Origin of the sequence: Luteimonas sp. J29 (assembly GCF_000472505.1) — a bacterium.
GTDB lineage: Bacteria > Pseudomonadota > Gammaproteobacteria > Xanthomonadales > Xanthomonadaceae > Luteimonas.
The window spans coordinates 249,640-270,763 of the sequence record NZ_AWZR01000004.1; the positions used below are offsets into that span (position 1 = coordinate 249,640).

Consider the following 21,124-nt stretch of genomic DNA (forward strand, 5'->3'; position numbering starts at 1 on the left):
TTGTTCCATCGGTAACGGAAGCCGGCGGGGATTCTTTAGCGACGCCGCGGGCCCTCCGTCGCCGCAGGCGGGCGCCGGACGGTGCGCCTCAATCGCTCTCGTGGCGGTAGTTGACCGAGGTGCGGGTCTCGAGCGTGCTCGATTCGATCTCGACGTCGAAGCCGCGACGCAGCAGGTACTTGAGCGTGAGCACCTGGCCGGTGCCGAGCAGGGAGACGCCGAAGCCCAGGTACAGCCGCGGCGAGATCTGCTTGCCGATGCCCAGCACGCTGCCCCCGAGCGCGCGCGATTCGGACACGCCGGCATCGTCCAGGCCCAGCTTCGCGCCGAGCTGGCCGGCGAGCATGCTGCCGCCGGCGGTGAGCGCCGCGGCCGCGGCGTCGAGCTGCTGGCCCTCGGCGGCGCTCAGGTTCGACAGCGGTCGGCCGAGCGCGAGGTAGGACAGCGCCTGCGACTCGTCGCTGGACGGATCGGTCCACACCCGCGCCTGCGGCGAGGACGCACGCCCGGTGACGTTGATGCCGGCGGTGACGCCGTAGGCCTCGACCTTGCGCTCGGCGCGGATGTCGAGCAGCGGGTCCGACACCGGGCCATTGAAGGACAGCCGCCCGCGGGTGATCCGCAGCCGCTGGCCGTAGGCGCTGTACACGCCGCCGACCTCGAGCGTGCCGTTGCCGGTCATCTCGCGCCCGGGCTGGGCGCGCGCGCGCAGGCTGCCGCCGAGGGTGCCGTCGAGGCCGAAGCCGCGCAGGCGCACGTCCTCGCCCATCGCCAGGGTGAGGTCGAGCTGCAGCGGCGAGGACGCTCCGCGTTCCGGATCGACCGGGTCGAGCACCACCACGTCGGGCGAGGCGGACACGCCCTGGTCCAGCCGCTCCAGGTCGATCACCGCGCTGGGCACGGTGACCGTGCCGGTCACGCGCAACGGCTGGCGCGCGGCGTAGCGCAGCTCGACGTCGGGATCGGCGACCACGCGCAGGTCGCGGGTATTGGCCAGCAGGACGTTGCTGCCGTGCAGCCGCAGCCGCAGCGGCGCGCCGGCGTCGCGCCAGCCCAGTTCGCCGTCGACCAGCAGCCGGCCCTCGCCCGAGCGCGCGCCGCCGCTGATGCGCGCGCTGCCGTCGGCCTGCGCCTGCAGGCGCACGTCGCCTTCCTCGAGCAGGATGCCCAGCGCCGGCAGCTCGGTGCTGAAGTCCGCGAGCCGCGCCTGGCCGGCGAGCGCGGGCTGGGCGCGCGTGCCCGCCAGCTGCAGGTCGGCGGTGAGCCGGCCGGCGGGTTCGACGATGTCCGGCGAGAACAGTTCCAGCCAGGTCAGCTCATCGGTGTCGACCTCGATCGTGCCCGACAGCGGCGAGCCCGGATCCCAGCCGGTGGCCACGCGCGCGGTGATCCGGCCGTCGTCGTTGAGGGCCGCGGCGAGCTCGGCCTGCAGCCGCGCCGGATCGAAGCTGGCGTCGAAGCGCAGGTTGCCCAGCTGCAGCAGGTCGCGCCGCGAACGCTGGCTGCTGCGCAGGCCCGCGTCGGCCGAGCGCAGGGCCACGCGGCCCTGCCAGGCGCGGCCGGCGGGACGCACCTCGCCGTCGAGGTCGATGTCGCCGCGCAGGCTCCAGCGGCGGCCGCCCTCGCGCTCGGGCAGGTAGGGCTCGACCAGCGCCAGCGGCAGCTGCACCGCTTCGACCTGCAACCCGCTGCGCGGCCACTGCGCCTGCGCGCACAGCGAGCCGCCGCCCTCGGCGACGAAGCAGCTGCGCGACAGCGACCACGCGGCGCCGGCCACCGCGTAGCTTGCCGGCGACTGCAGCCGCCAGGCCGCGCCGCGCACCGGCGCCAGCTGCAGGGTGGAGACCTCGCCGCGCCAGCCGCTGCCGCGGCGCGCGGCGGTGCCGCGCAAGTCGAGCGTGCCGATCGCGCCGCTGCGCGCGGACGCCTCCAGGCGCAGGTCCTCGACCGCGCCCGCGGCATCGACGTGCAGGGCGTCCAGCGCGAGGCCCGCGTCCACGCCGGCCGCGTCGAGCACCAGCGCACCATCGCCGCGCGACCACGGCAGGCGGCCACGCAGGGTGAGCGACGAGGCGCCGTAGCCGGCCCAGCGCAGTCCGCTGCCCTGCAGGTCGGCCTCGATGTCGGGCGCCTGGCGCGGGCCGCGTGCGCGCAGCGTGCCGCGCAGGCTGCCGGCGGCGTCGGGCAGCAGGTCGGCGAGCTGCAGCGGGGCGAAGCTGGCGTCGAGTTCGAGCCGTTCGCCGAGGCGGCCTTCGGCCTGCACGCGGCTGTCGCCGAGGCCGAGGTCGGCCTTGCCCTCGAAATCGTTGCGAGGCTTCGATGGCGAGGCGCCCTGCATCGCGAACCGCGCCTGGCCCGACAGGCGCCGGCCGCGCAGCGATCCGCCCAGGCCGGTGGCGTCGACCTGCAGGTCGATCCCGCCGTCGGCGCGCTGCTGGCCGGTGCCGGCGAGGCGTCCGTCGACCGCGCCGTCCCAGCCCGACACGAAATAGCCCGGGTCGAAGCCCGCCATCCGCGCCTGGATGTCCCAGGCCAGCGCCGGCGCCCACGCCACCTCGCCGTTCGCCTCGAGCGCGCCGCCGGGCGCCTGCGCGCGCAGGGTGCGCAGCACCAGCCGGTCGAGGTCGCCGCGGCCGTCGAGCTCGACGCTGGCGCGCAGGTCGTCGCGGCGGATGTCGCCGGTGCCCGAGACGGTCCAGTCGGCGCTGCGCCCGGCGATCTCCAGCGCGGCGTCCACGCCGATCGCCGGCGCGGGATCGGCCGGCTGCGGATCCGGGGCCGCCGGCTGGCCGCCGAAGCGCAGGCCCGTGGCTTCCACGGTGAAGCGGAAATCGCCGTCGTCGGGCCGGCTGAAGTCGCCGCGGCCGGTGGCGGTGATGCGGCCTTCGAACACGTCCACCACCAGCGGGTGCAGCTCCAGCACCCGCTCGCGCAGGCGCAGCCTCGACGGCCGCACGACCGCGTGCAGGTCGCCGCGGCGCAACTCGCCCTGCAGGTTGGCATCGCCGCCCTGGCCGTCGGCCTCCAGCGAGAACGCCAGCGGCGTGCCGGGCTCGCCGCTGCCGGCGAGCAGGGACGGATCGAGTGCGTCGGTGCGCGCGCGCAGGGTCCAGCGCTTGCCGCGCAGGCCCACGTGCGCCCGCAGCGGCTCGGGCGCGCGGCCGCCGATGGCCAGGTCCATGTGGTCGAGGTCGCCGCGCGCGATCAGGCCTACGCGCGGCCGCGGCCGCGCGAACGGCGCCGGCAGCACCGCGGTGGCGACGAGGTCGGTGCGGTAGTTGTCGCGCGGCGCGTAGCGGCCGTCGGCGCTGAACAGGCCGCGGTCGCTGTCGACCACCAGCCGGTGCACGCGCAGGTCGTCGCGGCGCGCGTCGAGGCCGCCGCGGATGCTCGCGATGTCGACCAGCGGCGCACCGGCGCGGGTCACGCGCAGGCCATCGACCCGGATCGCGTCCGACTCCAGCGCCAGCGGCAGGTCGATGCGCGGCAGCACCTCCGGCCAGGTCGGCAGCTCGAACTCCGATTCGGTCACCGGCAGGTCGAGCGTGGCCTGTTCGACGTCCAGCGCGTCCAGGCGCAGGCGTCGCCCGACCAGCGGCGTGATCTCCGGGTCCAGCACCACCCGGCGCGCGGTGAAGGTGAGCACGGCGGGGTCCGCGCAGCCGCCGAACGCGACCGGCTTGCCGTCGACGTCGGGGCAGCTGCGCTGCACGTAGCGCAGGTCGTGGATCACCAGCGGCCCGGAGGCCGGGCCTTCGGCGCCCGACCAGGTCAGCTCGGTGCCGGCCGGCAGCAGGCCGGCGATGCGCGCCAGCAGGAAGTCGCGTCCGCCGAACGTGGCCAGCAGCCAGTACAGCAGCGCCGCGCCGAGCACCAGCAGCGCCGCGGTGCCGATCGCGCTGCGCACGGCGAGCACGCGCATGCGCCGCCGCCGGCGTTCGCGCAGCTCGGCGATGCGGCGCTCGCGCTCCTCGGGCGTGATGTCGTCGGGCAGCCGCGGCCGGCGTCGCAGGGCCATCTCAGAACTCCGTGCCGATGCTCAGGCCGACGGTGAACGCCGAGTCCGGGTCGTCCAGCCCGCGCGCGATGTCGAGTCGCAGCGGCCCCACCGGCGAGCGCCAGCGCAGGCCGACGCCCACGCCGGTGTGCCAGTCCGGCCGGTCGTCGAAGGCGCTGCCGCTGTCGATGAACACCGCCGCGCCCCAGTCCTCGAGGAAGTAGCGCTCGTACTCGACGCTGGCGGTCACCACGTTGCGCGCCCCGGTGGCCAGATAGCCGGTCTCGTGCAGGTTGCCGGCCTCGTCGCGTTCGTAGCGGGTCAGGCGCGGTCCCACCTCGCGCCACTCGTAGCCGCGGATGCTGCGGTCGCCGCCGGCGTAGAAGCGCAGGCTCGGCGGCATGTCGACCAGGGCGCTTGTCCAGGTGTAGCCGGCCTCGGCGCGCAGGATCAGGCGTGCGTCGTCGCCGAGGCCCTTGAAGGTGGTGGCGCGCGCGTGTGCCTGCAGGAAGCTGGCGTCCGACCCCGCGCCTTCCACGCCGCTGCGCAGCACCAGGGAACCGCCGACGCCGCTGCGCGGGAACACCAGGTTGTCGAGGTTGCGGTAGTCGGCGCGCACCGAGGGGAAGGTGAAGGTCGCATAGCGGTATTCGGGGTCCACCGCGCGGCCGGCGACGCCGTCGTCGGCGTACAGCCAGCGCTCGCGCAGCACGTGCACCGACGCGACCAGGTCGAGGTGGCGGTTGTAGCGCCCGCTGCGGCTGCCGACCAGTTCCACCCGCCGGGTGTCGATGTAGTCGGTCTGCTCGTCGTAGGCCTGGGCGCTGACCGTGTACCAGCCGTCGCGCCAGGCGAACGCGGGGATGCGGTACTGCAGGGTCAGGGTCTTGCGCTTGCGCGCGTGGTCCACCTGCGCCAGCGCCTTGTGGCCGCGGGTGTTGACGTAGCGCCGCTCCACGCCCAGGCGCACGCCGGGGCCGCTGTCGGTGCCGTAGCTCACGCCGGCGGTGTAGATGCTGCGCTTGGCCGGGGTGAGCTTGACCGTCACCGGCACGCGGTTGTCCACCGCCTGGTCCGGATGCGGAGTGATCTCGATGTCGCCGAAGTAGTCCAGGCGCGAGAGCGAGGTGCGCAGGCGGTCGAGGCGCCCCTGGTGGTAGTACTGGCCTTCCTCCCAGTACACCAGCTTCTCGAGCAGGTCCTGGCGGATGATCGGGCGCTCCTGCTCGATCGTGGTCGGGCCCATGTCGTAGCGCGGGCCGCTGGTCCAGACCAGCTCGATGTCGGCCGCGTGTTCGGCGCGGGTGACCTCGACCCGGCGCGAGGAGAAGTCGGCGTCGAAATAGCCGCGCTCGGTCAGGCGGCGGCTGATGCGGATCTTGCTCGCCTCGTAGTCGGCGTGGTTGAAGATGGCGCCTGGCGAGGGGATGAACGCGTCGATGTCGTCCTGCAGGTAGCGGTCGCGCTGGCCCTCGCCGATGATCGCGATGTCCGAATTGCGCACCCGCACCGGTTCGCCCGGGTCGATGCGCAGGGTGACCGCCACGGTGCCGTTGTCGCGGTTGCGCTCGACCTCGATCGCCGGGGAGTAGAAGCCGAACGGCTCCAGCGCCTCGCGCGCCTCGGCCTCGGCGACCCGCACCAGGTAGCCCAGGCGCCGGCCCGTGACCTCCTGCCCGGCCGCGTCGACCAGCGACAGCGACACGCGCACGTTCTCCTCCATCTCCTCGTCGAGCCCCACGATCGTGACCGGGCCGACGGTGACCGCATGCGCCGCGCCGCAGGCAAGGAGCGCCAGCAGGGCGAGGGCGGCGATGCGGTGGGGGAGGCGCATCGGGGGAGGATACCCAAGCAGTGTCGAAAGACGTTTAACGGATCCAGGCTGGAACGATGGGAAGGTGCATGCGTCGCGCGGGTGCCCCCACCCCGACCCTCCCCCGCAGGCGGGGGAGGGAGCGCAAGCGGAGGAGCGAGCGCAGCGTGCAAGGGAGCGGAAGCGGGCAAGGGGGCGCAAACGGGCGAGCGAGCGCAGCGGGCGAGGGAGTGCAAGCGGGCGAGGGAGTGCAAGCGGGCGAGGGAGTGCGGCGAGGGAGGGGGCGCAGGCGGACGAGGAAGCGCAGCGGGCAAGCGAGCGCATGCGGCAAGGGCGCGCCAGCGGGGGAGGGAGCGAAGGATCGTCGCCGTGCGCGTCGCAGCTCCCACGCCCGCAGCGGCGCCCTCGTGGACAACGGGCGGAGCCGTCCCTCGCGGTCGTCATGGCTGCCCCCCATGCGGGTGCGCATGCGGGCCGTGACGGACGCCGCGCCAAAGCCCTCCCCCGCCTGCGGGGGAGGGNTGGGTGGGGGCAGGCCGGCCGCGCGCCGTGCCCGGCGTCGCTCAGGCCGACAGGTGCTCGATCGCCGCCACGCTGCCCAGCCGCGCCGACAGGCGCTTGAGCAGGGCCAGGCGGTTGCGGCGCAGGTCCGGGTCCTCGGCATTCACCATCACCGCGTCGAAGAACGCGTCCACCTGCGGGCGCAGCGCGGACAGGCGGCCGAGCACCGCGACGTAGTCGCCGCGGGCCAGGGCCCCGTCGGTGTCGGCGATGGCCATGTCCACGGCGGCCGCGAGCGCCAGCTCGGCGGACTCGCGCAGCAGCGCGCGGTCCACGGCCTCGGGGATCGGGTCTTCCGCCTTGCGCAGGATGTTGCCGATGCGCTTGTTGGCCGCGGCCAGCGCCTCGGCCTCGGGCACGGCCGCGAAGTGGCCGATGGCGGCGATGCGGCGGTCGAAGTCGGCCAGCGAGGCCGGCTTCATCGCCGCGACCGCGTTGAACTGCTGCACCGGCACGCCCTTGTCGGCGTAGTAACCGCGCAGGCGCTCGAGGATGAAGTCGTACAGCTCATCGACGCCCGACGACGCGTCGCCATCGCGAAGCGCGGTGAACTCGTCGAGCGCCTTGCGGGCGGACGCAGCTTCCTTCTCGCCCTTGGCATCGCCGACGGCCTTCTCCGCGTTCGCGACGCAGGCGGAGAGTGCGGCCCGTCGTGCCCGCAAGAGATGGTCGCGCAGGTCGAAGTCGAGCCCACCCTCGATCATCGTGCGCGCCAGCCCCAGCGCATTGCGCCGCAGCGCGAACGGATCCTTGTTGCCGGTCGGCTTGAGGCCCGCGGCGAAGCCGCCGGCCAGGGTGTCGAGGCGCTCGGCGATGGCGAGCACCCGGCCCAGCGGCGAGGGCGCGATCGCGTCGGCGGCGAAGCGCGGCTGCCAGGCCTCGTCGATCGCGTTGGCCAGCGCCACGCGCTGCTCGTGCGGCAGGTCGGCGAGCGCGGCGTCCTGCATCGCGTAGTGGCGCCCGGCGATGCCCTGCAGTTCGGGGAACTCGTTGACCAGCCGCGACTGCAGGTCGGCCTTGGACAGCTGCGCCGCGCGCCGCGCCAGCGCCGGGTCCACGCCAGCCTGCGGGGCGATCGCCTCGGCCAGCGCGGCCACGCGCGCGACCTTGTCGGCCACGGTGCCGAGCTTCGCCTGGTAGGTCACCGTCGCCAGGCCCGCGTTCATCGACTCCAGGCCCTGCTTCATGTCCTCGACGAAGAAGAACTTGGCGTCGGCGAAGCGCGGCCGGATCACGCGCTCGTAGCCCTTGCGGATCTCGCCGTCGTCCCTGGGGTCGATGTTGGCGATGCCGATGAAGTGCGCGGTCAGCCGGCCGTCGGCATCGAGGACGGGGAAGAACTTCTGGTTGGCCTCCATCGTCGCCACCAGCGCTTCCTGCGGCACGGCGAGGAACTCCTCGTCGAAGGTGCAGGCCACGGCGCGCGGCCATTCGTTGAGGCAGACCACCTGGTCGAGGTTGTCGGCGTCGATGCGCGCGCGTCCGCCGGCCGCGGCCGCGGCGGCCTCGACCTGTTCGACGATGCGGGCGCGGCGCTCGGCCGGGTCCACCAGCACCTTCGCCCCGCGCAGGGCGTCGACGTAGTCGGCCGGGGTGGAGATCCACACCGGGCGCTCGTGCAGGAAGCGGTGGCCGCGGCTGAAGCGGTCGGCGCGCACGCCGAAGGCCTCGGCCTCGACCACGTCCTTGCCCAGCAGCAGCACCAGCCAGTGCACCGGCCGGGCGAATGCGAAATCGTGGTCGCCCCAGCGCATCGGCTTGGGGATCGGCATCGCCGCGATGGCCTCGGCCAGCACCTCGGGCAGCAGGTCGCGGGTCCTGGCGCCCGGCTTCACCGAGCGCAGCACGAAGCGCTCGCCCTTGGCGTCGCTGGTGCGCTCGAGCGCGGTCCACTCCACGCCGGCCTTGGCGGCGAAGCCGAGCAGGGCCCTGGTCGGCTGGCCGTCGGCGTCGAGGGCGACGTTGACGTAGGGACCGGACACCTCCGACGACTGCTCGGGCTGCTCCACCGCCACGCCAGGCAGCAGGACCGCCAGCCGCCGCGGCGAGTACAGCGGCCTGGCGTCGCCGCGCTCGACCGCGATGCCGCGCCGCTCCAGCGCCGCCAGCACGCCGTCGAAGAACGCCTGCGCCAGCCCGGGCAGGGCCTTGACCGGCAGCTCCTCGGTGCCCAGTTCGACCAGCAGTGGAAGTTGTTCGCTCATTCCTCAACCTTGTGTCGTCTCCCTCCCCGCCCGCGGGGGAGGGCCGGGGAGGGACGCGCCGGCCCCATCCGCCCTTCGGGCACCTTCCCCGGCGCGCGGGGGAAGGGCGGGATCAGGCCGCCTTCGGCGGGGTCTTCAAGCCGGGGAAGCCCAGCTTCTCGCGCTGTTCGTAGTAGGCCTGCGCCACCGACTGCGCCAGCCGGCGCACGCGCAGGATGTAGCGCTGGCGCTCGGTGACCGAGATCGCGCGGCGCGCGTCGAGCAGGTTGAAGCTGTGGCTGGCCTTGCACACCTGGTCGTAGGCGGGCAGCGGCAGGCCGGCCTCGACCAGCTTCAGCGCCTCGGCCTCGCAGGCGTCGAAACGGTGGAACAGTTCGGCCACGTCGGCGTGCTCGAAGTTGTAGGCGCTCTGCTCGCGCTCGTTCTGCAGGAACACGTCGCCATAGGTCACCACGCCCTGCGGACCGACCGTCCAGACCAGGTCGTAGACGTTGTCGCAGTTCTGCAGGTACATGCACAGCCGTTCGAGGCCGTAGGTGATCTCGCCCAGCACCGGGCGGCATTCCAGGCCGCCGGCCTGCTGGAAGTAGGTGAACTGGGTCACCTCCATGCCGTTGAGCCAGACCTCCCAGCCCAGGCCCCAGGCGCCGAGCGTCGGCGACTCCCAGTTGTCCTCGACCAGGCGCAGGTCGTGCACCAGCGGATCGATCCCGAGTTCCTTCAGCGAGCCGAAGTACAGCTCGACGATGTTGTCGGGATTGGGCTTCATCACCACCTGGTACTGGTAGTAGTGCTGCAGGCGGTTGGGGTTCTCGCCGTAGCGCCCGTCGGTGGGGCGGCGCGAGGGCTGGACATAGGCCGCGTTCCACGGCTCGGGGCCGAGCGCGCGCAGGAAGGTCGCGGGGTGGAAGGTGCCGGCGCCGACTTCCAGGTCGAGCGGCTGGACCAGCACGCAGCCCTGTGCGCCCCAGTACGCGTTGAGGCGGGAAATCAGTTCCTGGAACGTCGGTCCGGTCATCGGAGGAGGCGCTGGGGTCGGCGGCTGGCGCGGCGCGCTAGTATAGCGGCGGACCCCGCAGCGGCCGGCGCGGGCCGGCATGGAGCCACGCTTGAACCCAACGCCGTCCCCGCCCACCGTCCCCCTGCCCGCGCGCCTGCCGCCGGGGAAGCTGGCACTGGAACCGGTGATCGCCGCGCTCCAGGCCGACGGGCTGCTGGCGGAGAAGGACGCCGAACATGCGCGCGCCAGCGCCCGCCACGTGCGCGGGCTCGACGCCGTTCATCCGCTGGTGGTGCTGGCCAACCTCAAGCTGCCCTCGGCGCGCCGCGCCGGCGGCGAGCTGGGCCTGGAGGCGCTGACCGAATGGCTGGCCGCGGCCAGCGGCCGCCCCTACCTGCGCATCGACCCGACCCGGATCGTGGTCGCCGAGGTCACCGACCTGGTCTCGCACGCCTACGCGCGCCGGCACCGGATCCTGCCGGTGGAGGTGCATGCCGACCGCGTGCGCATCGCCACCAGCGAGCCGATGGCGCTGGACTGGCTGCCCGACATCCAGCGCCTGCTGCGGCGGGAGATCGAGCTGGTGGTCGCCAACCCGCTCGACCTGCACCGCTACACGATGGAGTTCTACGGCGTCACCCGCTCGGTGCGCGGCGCGCAGCAGGACGGCGACGGCAAGGGCAGCCAGGCGCCGAGCTTCGAGCAGCTGGTCGAGCTCGGCCGCGCCGGCGACGTCAATGCCGACGACCACCACATCGTCAACATCGTCGACTGGCTGCTGCAGTACGCCTACGAGCAGCGCGCCTCCGACATCCACCTGGAGCCGCGCCGCGAGGTCGGCCGGGTGCGCTTCCGCATCGACGGCGTGCTGCACAAGGTGTTCGAGATGCCGCCGCCGGTGATGACCGCGGTGGTGTCGCGGATCAAGGTGATCGGGCGCATGGACCTGGCCGAGCGGCGACGGCCGCAGGACGGCCGGATCAAGACCCGCTCGCCCGGCGGGCGCGAGGTCGAGATGCGCCTGTCGACCATGCCGACCGCGTTCGGCGAGAAGTGCGTCATGCGCATCTTCGACCCGGACACCGCGTTCAAGAGCATCGAGCAGCTGGGCTTCGACCCGGGCGAGGCGGCGACCTGGAACGAACTCACCGGGCGTCCCCACGGCATCGTGCTGGTGACCGGCCCGACCGGTTCGGGCAAGACCACCACCCTGTACTCGACGCTCAAGCGGCTGGCGACGCCGGACGTGAACGTGTGCACGATCGAGGATCCGATCGAGATGATCGCGACCGAGCTCAACCAGATGCAGGTCCACCACGCGATCGACCTCGGTTTCGCCCAGGGCGTGCGCACCCTGCTGCGCCAGGACCCGGACATCATCATGATCGGCGAGATCCGCGACCTGGATACCGCGCAGATGGCGGTGCAGGCCGCGCTCACCGGCCACCTGGTGCTGTCGACCCTGCACACCAACGACGCGCCCTCGGCGATCACCCGCCTGCTCGACCTCGGCCTGCCGCACTACCTGATCGCCTCCACGCTCAACGGCGTGCTCGCCCAGCGCCTGGTGCGCACGCTGTGCCCGCACTGCAAGGCGCCGCGGCCGCTCGGGCCCGAGGCCTGGCACGCCCTGTTCCCCGGTCCGGACGCGCCCCCGGTGCCGGCGGGCACCCAGGGCCCCGTCGGCTGCCTGGAGTGCCGCAACACCGGCTACCTCGGCCGCGTCGGCATCTACGAACTGATGCCGGTCACGCCGCGGCTGCGCGCGCTGATCCGGCCCGACATGGAGCTGGCCGGGTTCACCCGCGCCGCCGTGGACGAAGGCCTGCGTACCCTGCGCATGGCCGCCGCGGAGAAGGTCGCGCGCGGGCTGACCACGGTCGAGGAAGTGCTGACCGTACTGCCGCCGGTCGAGTAGCCGCGCGCGCCTCAGTCGCGGCGGGCGCTCGCCTCCGCGTCGCGCGTGCCGTCCCACCACCCGCGCAGCCGGGTCCACAGCTCGACGACCGGGGACGGCGCGATGGCCTGGATGCGCGGCGCCGATGCCGGGGCCGGGGTGGCAGCAGGAGCCGGCGCGGGCGCGGCGCCCGCCGCCGCGGGTGCCGGTGGCGGCGCGGCCTGCGCCGCGGGCGCCATGCTGGACGCGTGCGCCGGCGCCAGCGGATGGCTGCCGTTGCGGCGCCGCGCCGCGGGCGGCTGGACCTCGCGGACGCTGATGTCGCTGCTGCCCTCGCTCTGGTAGCCCTCGGTGGCCATCACCATGTAGTCGTGGCGGCCAAGCACCAGGCCGCGGCTGGCCCAGTAGTCGAAATGGTTGCCAACGGTGATCGTGCCCGAGACCTCGCCGAAGCCCTTCTTCGGCTCGCGCACGCTGAAGTACTGGTGGAACGTGCTGCTGTTGCCTTCGATCGAGGGCGCGTCGACGCGCAGGCAGCGCCGCACGCGGTAGGTCGCGCCGTCGCTGCGGAAGCTGCCGAAGTCCTCGCCGCCGTCGCAGGTGGCCGGGTTGTAGGACCCGTAGCTCTCGACCACGTAGTACTCGACCAGCGGATCGCGGGTCCAGCCGTACAGGGCGAGGTACGAGTTCCGGGTCTCGTCCACGCCGTAGTGGCCGGCGTACTCCACCACGCGCGGTCCGCCGGGATTCCAGCCCTTGCCGCCGACCCAGTTGTGGGTGCTCCGGTTCCACCGCGAGGCGTAGCGACCGCCCGGCAGCAGGGTCATGGTCGCGTCGCCCGAATCCTTCCAGAACGTGTAGTAGTAGCCGTCGTGGAAGCCGGTGGCGTTGCGCCCGAGCGTCTGCGCCCCGGCCGTCCACGCCGCCAGCGGGGCGATGCAGGCCAGGGTGGCGGCCGCCAGCCGGGATCGTCGCGTCTTCATCGCAATCCTCCGGTCGCCGGGGAACCCCGTGCGGGATCGGAAGCATCGCATGGCCCGGGCCGGCCGGCGACGCGTGCGCCAGCGCGGACCCGTGCCGCCGATGCAGTAGCATGGCGCCAACGTGGCAGGGGCCACATCGAAGCGAAGCAGGCAGGCATGTCGACGCGAACCATGGGGCCGGGCGCGGGGTGGTCGTGGCTGGCGCGGGCGGTCAACCTCGGGCGCAACAACCCGCGCGCGGTGATTGGCGCGGTCGCCATCGTCGCCGCGCTGGCGCTGGTGCCGAGCATCGTCCAGGTGGCGGGGCAGCGGTTGCTGGGCGCGGAGGGGATGGTCGTGGTCGCGGCGCTGGCCACCCTGGTGTCGGTGATCGTGTTCCCGCTGTTGATCGGCGGCGTGCTGCGGGTGATCGACGCGGCCGAACGCGGTCGCCCGGTCGCGGCGATGGCGGTGTTCGAGCCGTTCCGTGGCGGCCAGGGCGGCGGGCGCCTGGTCGGCTTCGGCCTGCTGATGTCGGCGATCTACCTGCTGGTGTTCGCGATCCTGGTCGCCACCGTGGGGCAGGGCCTGCCGGAGTGGTACGCGCAGATGATGCAGCTGCAGGTCGAGGCGGCCGGCCGGCCGATCCAGCCCGACGACCTGCCGGACCCGCCGCCGGGGCTCGGCAGGCTGCTCGGGCTGGGCATGCTGCTGGGCATGTTCCTGGGCGGCGCCTACGCGATCGGCTTCGGCCAGGTCGCGCTGGGCGGGCGCGGGGTGCTCGAGGCGATGCGCGACGGCGTCACCGGCGCGCTGCGCAACCTGCTGCCGATCGCGGTGCTGGCGGTGCTCTCGGTGGCGGCGATGTTCGTCCTGTTCCTGGTCCTGGTGCTGGTCGGCGGGCTGTTGGGCCTGGTGGGCGGCCTGGTGCATCCGGCGCTCGGCGTGCTGCTGGTCGCGCCGCTCTACTTCGGCCTGATCCTGCTGATGTACGTGGTCATGTTCGGGGTGATGTACCACATGTGGCGCGATGTCTGCGGCGCACCCGCGGCGCCGCCGCCGCTGCCGGCGAACCAGGTGGAGCTGTGACCGCCTGACGGGCGCAGGCCGCGGATCGCCTAGAGCAGGGCGTCGAAGGCGCGTTCGATCGCCCGGTGCGCGGACAGGAACAGGCACGCGCCCGCGGCCGCGGCCGCGAACAGCTGCAGCACCAGCCATCCGATCGACCACGCCGGCAGCCGCCCGTCGCGCCGCTGCAGCACCCGCGCGCCGGCGATGCGGTCGTGCAGCGCCTGGTGGCGCGACGGCATGGCTGCGAGCAGGTGGCCGAAGTTCAGGGTGAGCCAGGACAGGGCGCCGGCGACGTGCCGAAGCGCCGCGCGTCCGGGGCCGAGCCGCGCGCCGTCGACGCCTTCCACCCGCAGCCCGAGCGCGCGCTTGCCGGGCGTCGCCTGCAGCGGCGAGGCCTCGAACCCGGCGAACCAGGCCAGCGCGAACGTCGCGGCCAGCAGCATCGGCGCGACCACGACGTCGGTGACGGCGACGGACAGGGCGGCCACCGCCTCGCGCCAGGCGGGATCGCCCAGCCAGTCGCGCGCCAGCGCCAGCGGGCCGGCGCCGTGCACCAGGGCGTCGAGCGCGGCTTGCGCCATGCGCTGCGCCAGCGCATCGAGCGCGGCCGAGACGCGCGCGGCCGCGGCGGCGATGCGCGTGGCGCACAGGGCGCCGGCGACAGTCAGCGGCACGACCATGTCGAGCGACCAGGCCAGGTAGCGGCGCAGCAGCCCGGCGGGCGCTGGCGCCGGCCCGGCTGCCGTGCTCATGCGTCGCCGGCGGCCGCGTCGTCCGCCTTCGGCGCCAGCACCCGCGCGGCGATGATGCCGGCTTCGTACAGCAGGCACATCGGGATCGCCAGCATCAGCTGCGAGACCACGTCCGGCGGGGTGATCACCGCGGCGAGGATGAACACGCCCACCACCGCGTAGCCGCGCCACTCGCGCAGCTGCGCCGGCGTCACCCAGCCCAGCAGCACCAGGATCACCAGCGCCACCGGCAGCTCGAAGCTGATGCCGAAGGCGAGGAAGATCACCAGCACGAAGTTCAGGTACGCGTTGATGTCGGTCATCATCGCCACGCCCTCGGGCGTGATCGCGGTGAGGAAACCGAACACCGCCGGCAGCACCAGGAAGAACGCGAACGCGCAGCCGGCGTAGAACAGCACCACCGCCGAGACCAGCAGCGGCAGCGCCAGCCGCTTCTCGCGCCGGTACAGGCCGGGGGCCACGAAGGCCCAGGCCTGGTACAGCAGCCACGGCATGGTCAGCAGCAGCGCCGCGAACATCGCCAGCTTGAGCGGCGCGAAGAACGGCGAGGCGACCTCGACCGCGATCAGGTGCGCGCCCTCGGGCAGCTTCTCGAGCAGCGGCTGCGCGAACCAGCCGTACAGGCGGTTGGCGAACGGCAGCAGCGCCAGCAGGGCGATGCCCAGGCCGACGATCGCCCGCAGCAGGCGCGAGCGCAGTTCGACCAGGTGCTCGATCAGGCTGCCCGAGCCGTCGTCTTCTTCAGCGCTGCTGGCCATCGTCCCCGTCTTGTCCATTGCCGATGCCCGGCAGGCCGGGCTGTTGCGGTGGGTCGTCGGTCGCTGCCGGCCCGGCCGGCTCGGGCATCGTTGCACCCGCATCCGTGGCCTCCGGCGCCGGCGCGCCGGCCACCTCGCGGCGCATGGCCTCGATTTCGCGCCGTGCCTCCTCCTCGGCCGCGCGCACCTTGGCCTGCACTTCGGCCTCGGTCTCGCGCATCGTCTCCTCCAGCTTCGCGGCCGCCTGCCGGGCCTCGTCCATGCTGCGCTTGAGCTCTTCGGCCGCCAGCTCGCGCTCGAGCTCGGACTTCACCGAATACCACTGCGCGCGCGCGCCGGACCCACAGCCCCGCGAAGCGCGCCGCCTTGGGCAGGCGATCGGGGCCGAGCACGACCAGGGCGACCACTGCCACCAGCAGCAGTTCGCTGAAGCCGATGTCGAACATGGAGGCGGCCGCGGACCCGCGGCTCAGCGCGAGATGGTGTCGTCCTGCCGGGGCTTGCCCGACACGGTGTCCTCGCGCCGCTCGGGCTGCGACTGGTGGTCGAGTTCGCCGGCCGGCCGGTCGTCGTCGGCCATGCCCTTCTTGAACCCCTTCACCGCCTCGCCCAGGTCGCGGCCGGCGCCGCGCAGCCGCTTGGTGCCGAACACCAGCAGCACCACGACCAGCACGATCAGCCAATGCCAGATGCTGAAACTACCCATTGCGTGTTCCCGCCGAACCGTGAGGAGAGGCGCTCAGGATACTCCAGCCCGCAGGGCCGGACCGTGCGCCGGGTCCGCCGCCGGTTCAGGGGGTCTCGGGCAGCGGCTCGACCAGGGCCGGGTTGTCGTCCACCGGCTCGAACGGGCGCGGCTGCGGATCGGCCGGCGGCTCGAGCAGCGGCGCGGTGCTGGCGCCGGCCGGCTCGGGCTGCGGCCGGGCCGGGGCGGCGGCGGGCGCGGCCTGGCCCGCACCTTCGCTGCGGCGCGCGGCGCGGGCGGCGGCGGTCGCCTCCTCGAGCTGGTCGCGGAACGCGACCACGGCGGCCGACGGCGGCTGCGGCAGGCGGCCTTCCAGGATCATGCGCGGGGTGACGTTGGGCCCGTACACGACCTGGTTGGCGTCGTGGTCGATGCGCAGCACCGCGCCGTCGAGGGCCACGCCGGCGAACAGGCCGCGGGCGCGCGACCAGGACCAGATCTCGGCCTTGAGCTGGCCGTCCGTGGCGGCGGTGGCGTTGCGCCCCACCGGACCGGCGGCCACGCCGGCGTCGGCGCCGAGGGTCACCTTGCCGTTGACGATCGATTCCAGGCTGCGGTCGTTGCGGAACACCAGCACCACGTCCGCCGACTGCACGCCCGCCTGCAGGCCGATGCTGCCGCCGGTCAGGGTGACGAAGCTGGGGTTGGACCAGGTGCCGTCGGCCGACTTCACCGACAGCAGGCCGTGGCCGCGGCGGCCGCCGAACACCAGGCCGACCTTCAGCGTGTCGGGCACGACCACGATCGCGCGCGCCTCGTCGAGCAGCTTGTCCGGGATCGCCGACTCGGGGATCGCCTGGACCTCGTTGAGCACCCGCACCGAGTTGCGCGCGCGCTCGTCCTCTTCGGGACCGGCGACGGCGACGGCGGAGGCCAGCGACAGGGCCAGCAGCGCGGCGGCCAGCAGGCGGCGCGGCGCGGAACGGGTGCGGGAACGGGTCATACGTTGGACTCCACGTTGGACGGCCCGCCGCGCGTCGCGGCGACGGCTCAGGCTAGTGACGGGGCGATGAATCGCGGATGAGTTGCGCCGGCGCATCGCAGCGTCCCCGCGGCCGCCGTGCGCGCGCCGCCGTGCCCTGCCATCCTATGCCGATGCAAACCCCTGCTCCTCCCGCGCCCGGCACCGCGGTGCTGCTGGTCAACCTCGGCACCCCGCAGGCGCCGACCCCCGCCGCGGTGCGCCGCTACCTCGGCGAGTTCCTGTCCGACCCCTACGTCGTGCAGATCCCCAGGCTCGTGTGGTGGCCGCTGCTGCACGGCCTGGTCCTGCCGCTGCGCTCGGCGCGGGTGGCGAAGAAGTACGCCGGGATCTGGATGGAGGGCGGTTCGCCGCTGGCGGTGCACACCCGCGCGCTGGCGGCGCGGATGCAGGCGCTGGCGCCGGACCTGCGCGTGGAGCACGCGATGCGTTACGGCGAGCCGGCGCTGCCGGCGCGGCTGCGCGCGCTCGAGGCCGCGGGCGTGCGCCGGGTGCTGGTGCTGCCGCTGTACCCGCAGTACTCGTCCACGACCACCGGCACCGTGGCCGCCCTGGCCCGGCGCGAGCGCGGCGGCCTGCAGCTGCGCGTGCGCGAGGACTACGCCACCGATCCGGGCTGGGTGGACGCGGTGGCGGCGTCGGTGCGTGCCCACTGGGACGCGCACGGGCGGGGCGAGCGGCTGGTGTTCTCGTTCCACGGCCTGCCGCAGCGGCTGGTCGACGGCGGCGATCCCTACCAGGCGCAGTGCCAGGCGAGCGTGGCCGCAATCGCGCGCGCGCTGGCGCTGGCGCCGGCGCAGTACGTGGTGTCCTACCAGTCGCGCTTCGGCCGCGAACGCTGGCTGGGCCCGGCCACCGACGAGACCCTGCGCGGCCTGGCCGCGGCCGGCGTGCGCGAGGTGGACGTGGTCTGCCCGGGCTTCGCCAGCGACTGCCTGGAGACGCTGGAGGAGATCGCGATCGAGAACGCGCATCTGTTCCGCGAGGCCGGCGGCGAGCGCCTGCGCTACATCCCCTGCCTCAACGATGCCCCCGCGCACGCCGCTGCGCTGGCCGCGCTGGCCAGGCGCGAACTGGCGGACTGGGACGCGGAGGCGTGATGCGCGAGGTCGAGATCACGCTGCCCGGCGGCACCGTGCGCGGGCTGCGCTGGGGCGAACCGGGACGGCCGCCGGTGCTGGCGCTGCACGGCTGGCTCGACAACGCGGCCAGCTTCGTGCCGCTGGCCGGCCACCTCCACGGAATCGAGCTGGTCGCCATCGACCTGCCCGGGCACGGCCGCAGCCACCACCTGCCGCCGGGCGGCGACTATTCGTTCGCGGCCGCGGTGCACCTGGTGCTGGACGTGGCCGATGCGCTGGGCTGGGAGCGCTTCGCCCTGCTCGGGCATTCCATGGGCGCGGGCATCTCCAGCCTGGTCGCGGCCGCGTGCCCGGAGCGGGTGCGCCGGCTGGTCGCGATCGAGGCGCTCGGGGCGTTGCCCGAAACCCCGGAGAACACGGTGCCGCGCCTGCGCCAGGCGGTGGCCTCCACCCGTGCCCTGCGCGGCAAGCGCCTGCGCGCGTTCCCCGACCTCGACACCGCGGTGCGGGCGCGGATGATGGCCCGCGTCGGCGCGATCGCCCAGGACGCGGCGCGGCTGCTGGTCGAGCGCGGCACGCGCCCGGTCGCGCTGGAGGACGGCCGGACCGGCTGGGAATGGAGCACCGACCCGCGCCTGACCGTGACCACGATGCTGCGCCCGACCGAGGAGCAGGTGCGGGCGCTGGTCGCCGGCATCGAGTGCCCGACCCGGGTGATCCATGCCGATCCGCCGCAGCCCTACCTGCCCGAACCCGAACGCAGCGAGCGCGCCGCGCTGCTTCCGCATGGGGAACTGGTGGTGCTGCCGGGCGGCCACCACCTGCACATGGAGCAGCCCGCGGCGGTGGCCGCGGCGATCGGCGACTTCCTGGCCGGCGACGCCTGAGCGTCGGCTACTGCCGCCGTATCTCGCGCAGCTGCACGCCGAGGATCACGCGCTCGTCGCCGACGTTGCGGCTGAACGAGAGGGTGGCGTTGCGCACGGCCCCGGTCCCCGGCTTCTCGAACGCCAGCATGGCGGTGTCGGCCGAGTGCCGCGCCGAGAGCGTCGGCGTCCAGCCCTCGGCCTGCATGGCGGTCTGGGCGTCGGCGAGCAGGGCGTCCACGTCGCCGCGCACGCTCAGGCTCAGCACGCTGGCCCGGGGCAGGGTCATCACGCTGTTCACGCGGTAGCCCTGCGGCAGGTAGACGTCCTCGGGAAAGCCGGGGGGCAGGGGCAGCGAGTCGCTCGTGCCGGCCAGTCCGCCGGCATCCGTGGCGCCGCGCGCGCCCTGCCCGATCGCCGTGGCGATCGGATTGCCCGCCCGCTGGCAGCCGCACAGCAGCGCGATCGCCACCAGGGCGGCCGCGGACAGGCGCATCGTCGGGGTCGGGACAGGGCTCATCGCACTCTCGGGTGTGCTCCGCGGCGGGGGCCACGGTTTCCCGGGACTAACGCGGCCGACGCGGGGGAGCGGCCACCGGGGACCGGTCGCGCCGGGGCGCGGGCCGCCAGGGCGGCCACCCGCTTCAGCCCAGCAGGACGTGCAGGGCGGCCTTGAGCCGCCGGCCTTCCTCGCGGAAGTAGTCGCGCTCCTCGCGCCAGTCGGGGCAGCGCCGCTCCACTTCGCGCCAGAACGCGCGCGAGTGGTCGGCGTGCAGCAGGTGGCAGAGCTCGTGCACCAGCACGTAGTGGAATGCGCTCGGCCGCCCCAGCACCAGGGCCAGGTCCAGGGTCAGGGTGCCGTCCGGCGCCAGCGAGCCCCACTGCGAGGACAGCACCTTCAACCGGATCCGCCGCGGCGGTCGCGGCAGTCCGGGCAGCCAGGCCGGCAGCCAGCGGCCGATGTCGGCCCGGGCCTCGGCTTCGTAGAAGTCGCGCAGTGCGCGCGCGGCCGCGGCCGCGCCGGCGCGCGGCGGCAGCTGCAGGACCACGGCCTCGCCATCGCGCAGGGCGCGCGACGCGCGCCCGGCCTCCCAGCGCAGCGCCAGCCGTTCCCCGCGCAGCGGCACCGCGCCCGGCTCGCCGGGGACCAGCGGCTGCACGTCGTCCTCGCGCGGGGCCAGCTGCAGCGTCAGCCACTCGCGGTGTTCGTGCAGGAAGCGTTCGCCCGCGGCCAGGCTCGTGCGCGGCGGCAGGGTCAGCCGCGCGCCGCGTTCGCCGACGCTCAGGCGCAGGCGGCGGGCGCGTGGATCGCGCACCCGCAGCACGTCGATGCGGCGGCCGTCGGCGAGGATGAAGGCGATGCTGTCGCGCTGCAGGCGCGGGGCGGTGGGGGCTGCCGGGGGCGACAGTCGGAACAGCGAGGGCATGGGGGAATGCTAACCGCTGGCCGCGGCCTACGCATCGGCGCGCGAGAGTTTCAGCGCGCCCTCGAGGACCGTGAACAGGCGCGAGAACTCCGCCGCCATCAGCGCGAAGCGCGCGTCGAGCTCGGCGCGGATGTCGTCGCGTTCGGTGGATTCGAGCTGGTCCACGGCGCCGTCGAGCAGCTTGAACTTGCGCACCACCAGGTCCTCGCCGAGCACGAACGAGACGTGGTCGTCCAGCACCAGGGCCAGGCGCGTGACCTGCTTGCCCGATTCCAGGTGCCTGGCGATCTCGTCGGACTGGAGCTCCTGGCGCTGGCACTTGACCACCGCGCCGTGCTCGGCCGGGTCGCGCAGCTCGCATTCCTCGCCCAGCGACAGGCCCTCGGGCAGCGGGTCGCCGGCGATCCAGCCGGTGAGCACGCTGCGCGGCGCGACCTCGGCGTTGAGCGGCAGCGCCGGGAAGCTGCCCAGCGCGTGGCGGATCTCCGAGACCACGGCCTCGCCGGCCTTGCGGCTGGAGGTGTCGACCACGCACACGCCGTGCGCCAGGTCGAGCAGGGCGTCGGTGCGCGAGGGGCGCACGAACGCGCGCGGCAGCAGCTCGTGCATGAGGTCGTCCTTCATCTGCTTGCGCATCCGCCCGCCGGGACGGCGGCCCTGCTTCTCCTCCACCTCGGCCAGGCGCTTGGCGAGCATGTCGTTGACCACCGACGACGGCAGCAGGCGATCCTCGCCGCCGAGGGTGATCCAGGCCGACTGGCCGACACGGTGCGAGAACGCCTCGCCTTCGCGCCCGAACGGCGGCACGAAGCCGCGCGAGGACAGCTCCAGCGCGCCGACCGGCTTGAGCGGGTGCCCGGCCAGCAGCTCCTCGAGCGAGGACAGGTCCAGCGAGACGGGGAAGCGGAACATGGTGAGATTGCGGAAGAACATCTGCGGGACCGTGTCGGGGAAGGGGGCGTGGATCGGGAACGGGGCCGGGCACCGGCGCCGTGCCGGGGCGGCAG

Annotated in this window: 16 protein-coding genes and 1 pseudogene; 4 read left to right on the forward strand and 13 right to left on the reverse strand. The window is 74.0% G+C overall.

Annotated elements, in window-relative coordinates:
* Positions 1–88 precede the first annotated feature (88 nt).
* The 4 genes from LUTJ29_RS0108165 to glyQ form a co-directional block, all read right to left on the reverse strand.
* Positions 89–4,018, reverse strand: a complete 3,930-nt coding sequence (locus LUTJ29_RS0108165) for a translocation/assembly module TamB domain-containing protein (protein WP_027072092.1) — start codon at positions 4,016–4,018, stop codon at positions 89–91.
* A 1-nt stretch (position 4,019) separates the two neighbouring features.
* Positions 4,020–5,831: an outer membrane protein assembly factor gene (locus LUTJ29_RS0108170; RefSeq protein WP_027072093.1), complete on the reverse strand. Its 1,812-nt coding sequence runs from the start codon at positions 5,829–5,831 to the stop codon at positions 4,020–4,022.
* Between the two features lie 542 nt (positions 5,832–6,373).
* Positions 6,374–8,575: a glycine--tRNA ligase subunit beta gene (gene glyS, locus LUTJ29_RS0108175; RefSeq protein WP_027072094.1), complete on the reverse strand. Its 2,202-nt coding sequence runs from the start codon at positions 8,573–8,575 to the stop codon at positions 6,374–6,376.
* A gap of 112 nt (positions 8,576–8,687) precedes the next feature.
* Entirely contained in the window at positions 8,688–9,593 is a 906-nt protein-coding gene (glyQ, locus tag LUTJ29_RS0108180; protein ID WP_027072095.1) for a glycine--tRNA ligase subunit alpha, read from the reverse strand.
* A 79-nt stretch (positions 9,594–9,672) separates the two neighbouring features.
* Here glyQ and LUTJ29_RS0108185 point away from each other — a divergent pair, with 79 nt between their 5' ends.
* A complete protein-coding gene (locus tag LUTJ29_RS0108185; RefSeq protein ID WP_027072096.1) occupies positions 9,673–11,493 on the forward strand; it encodes a GspE/PulE family protein in 1,821 nt (606 codons plus the stop codon).
* 11 nt (positions 11,494–11,504) lie between these two features.
* Here LUTJ29_RS0108185 and LUTJ29_RS16765 read toward each other — a convergent pair whose 3' ends face one another.
* A complete protein-coding gene (locus tag LUTJ29_RS16765; RefSeq protein ID WP_084524784.1) occupies positions 11,505–12,455 on the reverse strand; it encodes a glycoside hydrolase family 11 protein in 951 nt (316 codons plus the stop codon).
* A 156-nt stretch (positions 12,456–12,611) separates the two neighbouring features.
* On the opposite strand from LUTJ29_RS16765, the gene LUTJ29_RS0108195 reads away from it, so the two are divergent.
* On the forward strand, positions 12,612–13,523 hold the full coding sequence (locus LUTJ29_RS0108195) for a hypothetical protein (protein ID WP_144774306.1): 912 nt from the start codon (positions 12,612–12,614) through the stop codon (positions 13,521–13,523).
* A 29-nt stretch (positions 13,524–13,552) separates the two neighbouring features.
* Here the strand turns inward: LUTJ29_RS0108195 and LUTJ29_RS18065 are convergent, their stop codons facing one another.
* The 5 genes and pseudogenes from LUTJ29_RS18065 to LUTJ29_RS0108220 all read right to left on the reverse strand — a co-directional run bounded on the left by LUTJ29_RS18065 (position 13,553) and on the right by LUTJ29_RS0108220 (position 16,703).
* Positions 13,553–14,257 carry an RDD family protein gene (locus LUTJ29_RS18065; RefSeq protein ID WP_051322843.1) on the reverse strand — a complete coding sequence of 235 codons (705 nt, stop codon included), beginning with the start codon at positions 14,255–14,257 and terminating at the stop codon, positions 13,553–13,555.
* Positions 14,254–15,015, reverse strand: a complete 762-nt coding sequence (tatC, locus tag LUTJ29_RS0108205) for a twin-arginine translocase subunit TatC (protein WP_027072098.1) — start codon at positions 15,013–15,015, stop codon at positions 14,254–14,256. Before tatC ends, LUTJ29_RS18065 begins: the two co-directional genes overlap by 4 nt.
* Positions 14,999–15,461: pseudogene (gene tatB / locus LUTJ29_RS18070) on the reverse strand (Sec-independent protein translocase protein TatB). Before tatB ends, tatC begins: the two are co-directional and overlap by 17 nt.
* Positions 15,462–15,484: 23 nt before the next feature.
* Entirely contained in the window at positions 15,485–15,721 is a 237-nt protein-coding gene (gene tatA / locus LUTJ29_RS0108215) for a Sec-independent protein translocase subunit TatA (protein WP_027072099.1), read from the reverse strand.
* A gap of 85 nt (positions 15,722–15,806) precedes the next feature.
* Entirely contained in the window at positions 15,807–16,703 is an 897-nt protein-coding gene (locus tag LUTJ29_RS0108220; protein ID WP_051322845.1) for a lipid-binding SYLF domain-containing protein, read from the reverse strand.
* 152 nt (positions 16,704–16,855) lie between these two features.
* Here LUTJ29_RS0108220 and hemH point away from each other — a divergent pair, with 152 nt between their 5' ends.
* Together hemH and LUTJ29_RS0108230 are read left to right on the forward strand one after the other, a co-directional pair.
* A complete protein-coding gene (hemH, locus tag LUTJ29_RS0108225) occupies positions 16,856–17,842 on the forward strand; it encodes a ferrochelatase (RefSeq protein ID WP_027072101.1) in 987 nt (328 codons plus the stop codon).
* The gene (locus LUTJ29_RS0108230; RefSeq protein WP_027072102.1) at positions 17,842–18,711 is read left to right on the forward strand and encodes an alpha/beta hydrolase; all 870 of its coding nucleotides are present in this window, start codon (positions 17,842–17,844) and stop codon (positions 18,709–18,711) included. The genes hemH and LUTJ29_RS0108230 overlap by 1 nt, the downstream gene beginning before the upstream one ends.
* A 7-nt stretch (positions 18,712–18,718) precedes the next feature.
* Here LUTJ29_RS0108230 and LUTJ29_RS0108235 read toward each other — a convergent pair whose 3' ends face one another.
* The 3 genes from LUTJ29_RS0108235 to LUTJ29_RS0108245 form a co-directional block, all read right to left on the reverse strand.
* A complete protein-coding gene (locus LUTJ29_RS0108235; RefSeq protein ID WP_144774310.1) occupies positions 18,719–19,210 on the reverse strand; it encodes a hypothetical protein in 492 nt (163 codons plus the stop codon).
* 124 nt (positions 19,211–19,334) lie between these two features.
* A complete protein-coding gene (locus LUTJ29_RS0108240; RefSeq protein ID WP_027072104.1) occupies positions 19,335–20,117 on the reverse strand; it encodes a SprT family zinc-dependent metalloprotease in 783 nt (260 codons plus the stop codon).
* A gap of 27 nt (positions 20,118–20,144) precedes the next feature.
* A complete protein-coding gene (locus tag LUTJ29_RS0108245) occupies positions 20,145–21,050 on the reverse strand; it encodes a recombination-associated protein RdgC (RefSeq protein ID WP_027072105.1) in 906 nt (301 codons plus the stop codon).
* Positions 21,051–21,124 lie beyond the last annotated feature (74 nt).